Genomic DNA, 2,091 nt, shown 5'->3' with positions numbered 1-2,091 from the left:
GTGTCGTTGTATACGCCACTCACCGAATTGTCATACTCATCATTGAGCATGTAATTGAGGTAGGCTTCTCCTGAAACAGCCATTTTATTTGAAAACAGGTATTCAAGTCCTCCCCCAAAGCCAACATAAGGGAGGAGTCGTTTTTGGGTCAATCCAACATCATGCGAGCCTGACTGGTGAACTACTCCCGCTCCAAGATAGGTGTATGGCGATAGTCGTTCGAACGGCAGGAAAAAGTAGTTCAGATTCATTTGGGACATAAGTTCTTTCAAGTCAAAATAATCTCTGGCATGTACCATGGCTGCCGAATTTTCCAGCTCCAGATGGAGGTGTGGGCTTAGTGATTTTCCGATGCTGAAAGTTCCGATAGGACGGAGATCGCCGGTTGTGTAGTCCCCGTCGTAGAGCAGGCCTCCTGCTTTCAATCCAAGGCTAAATTTTCCATGGAAACGTTCTTTTTGAAACTGGCGACCCACGTGATCTTTGGTAAGGTTTTCAGCTTTTTCCTTTTCGTAGCGGATCAAAGAATTGTTCAGCGTGTCGGCCGGGTTGGCCATGGCCCATAGCTTATCGCGGATGCCTTCAATGATCAAGCTTTCGACCGCTTTTTCAATGGCTTCGGTTACACAAATCTCGGTGGGTTCGTTATATGTAAACCCGGTTTCAGCTTCTAAAATCCGTTTTAGTTTCACATAGCGAAAAAAGCCAGCTGACACTTCCTGCGATAGAATCGATTTAGTGGTATAAACTGTTTTTAAAATTTTACCGTTAGCTGTTGAAACCGCACGCAAATAAATGCTGATTCGGTCTTCGCGATACTGCCCGGACAGATCGGCACCAAAATAGCGCACGCCCGCGCCTCCGGTGAATACATTGGATTCGTAAGAAACAATTCCTCCTTCCAGAATGATCCCTGCAAATAATAATGGAGGCAACAAGGATGGATTGTTCGGGTCTCCCTCGTACTGTGCCCTGCTCGAACGAATAATTTTGCGTTCATTCAACAGGTTCGACATGTTTTCACGCTCAATGGGAATGAACCAATTCGATTCTTCGAGTGCCCGAATCAGGATGGTGGTTGCTCCTTGTGTTACGGCAGTCGACCAGTTGGCGCCGGTTTCGGAGGGTTTGTACTGGCCAGTTTGGTCCCGGAATTTGTACACGGCAGCCACAATTTTTTCCTGAGGTTCAGGTAACTCCAGCAGATCCTTTTTGACCGGTGTTTCAGGTCCGAGAGCAGCTCTTCTGGGGCTTGCCGGTTGATTGATGTAGGTTCCGCAAGCCGATAGGGTCAGCGAAAGCATCAATGCGAAGATAAGACGTAACAGAATGTTCTTCTGAGTCATAACTGTTGATATGTAGATCATTAGATTAAAAATAAGGCACTTCAACAGTCGTCTGGGTGCCTGTTGATGAATCCACAATGGTAATGTTTAGTCCATCGCTTTGATCACCGATTTCAATCTGGTAATTGCCCAATGTATAGGTTCCCGCCTGAATAGCATCTTCTCCAAATTGCTTGGAGACGATCTGCCTGGATAACTGACTTAATATCTGCCGGTTTAAGCTTTCGCTGAAATCAGCGAGCGGATCCCTGTTGTAACCGCTGTACAAATCATCTCGCGATTCTGTAATATCGTTTTGTGCTTGTGCTGAACTCATCAGCCAGCTAAAATTGTAGGGATTACCCCCAAATGCCGGATTTTTTGGTGTGTAAACCAAATCCTGTGCGCATGTTTTTCCTGCCACGAAAAAAAATACAACGATTAGTGTTTTTAATATAATCCTCATGATTTTTGGTTTAAAAAATTAAAATATTCCTGTTCCTGCTTGATCTTCTCCATTCAGTTGCCGCATGATTTCTTCATAATTGAGTAAATAGTTGTAGGTGTGGGCAACTGCTTGCTCGGACAGACCTTCTAAAATATCCTGCCTCGGTTGAAGCATGGACTGATACACGATGTTGTCGTTAATCAGCACTTCAACCAGTGTTGTAGTCAGGCGAAATGGTTTTTCCCGAATGGTAATGGTGTAATTGCGGGCTTCCTTTGGGGCTTCCCAATTCGAATAGAAAATTTCATAAAAGTCACG

Annotated in this window: 3 protein-coding genes; all 3 read right to left on the bottom strand. The window is 44.9% G+C overall.

Annotated features, from left to right (window positions below; genetic code table 11):
• The coding region (locus tag AAC033_RS19065; RefSeq protein ID WP_339741167.1) for a CsgG/HfaB family protein at positions 1 to 1,346 on the bottom strand (1,346 nt) is incomplete at its 3' end.
• A 25-nt stretch (positions 1,347 to 1,371) separates the two neighbouring features.
• Positions 1,372 to 1,791 carry a curli production assembly/transport component CsgF gene (locus AAC033_RS19060; protein WP_339741164.1) on the bottom strand — a complete coding sequence of 140 codons (420 nt, stop codon included), beginning with the start codon at positions 1,789 to 1,791 and terminating at the stop codon, positions 1,372 to 1,374.
• Positions 1,792 to 1,809: 18 nt separating this feature from the next.
• A partial coding sequence (locus AAC033_RS19055; RefSeq protein WP_339741162.1) for a CsgE family curli-type amyloid fiber assembly protein occupies positions 1,810 to 2,091 on the bottom strand: 282 nt, incomplete at its 5' end.

Source organism: uncultured Sunxiuqinia sp., from assembly GCF_963974515.1.
GTDB lineage: Bacteria > Bacteroidota > Bacteroidia > Bacteroidales > Prolixibacteraceae > Sunxiuqinia.
The sequence above is the reverse complement of the archived record's forward strand: the minus strand, read 5'-3'. Positions and strand labels throughout refer to the sequence as shown.

Coding starts and splice junctions, on each gene's coding strand:
- AAC033_RS19060 (WP_339741164.1), bottom strand. CDS start 1,791: ATGAGGATTATATTAAAAACACTAATCGTTGTATTTTTTTTCGTGGCA.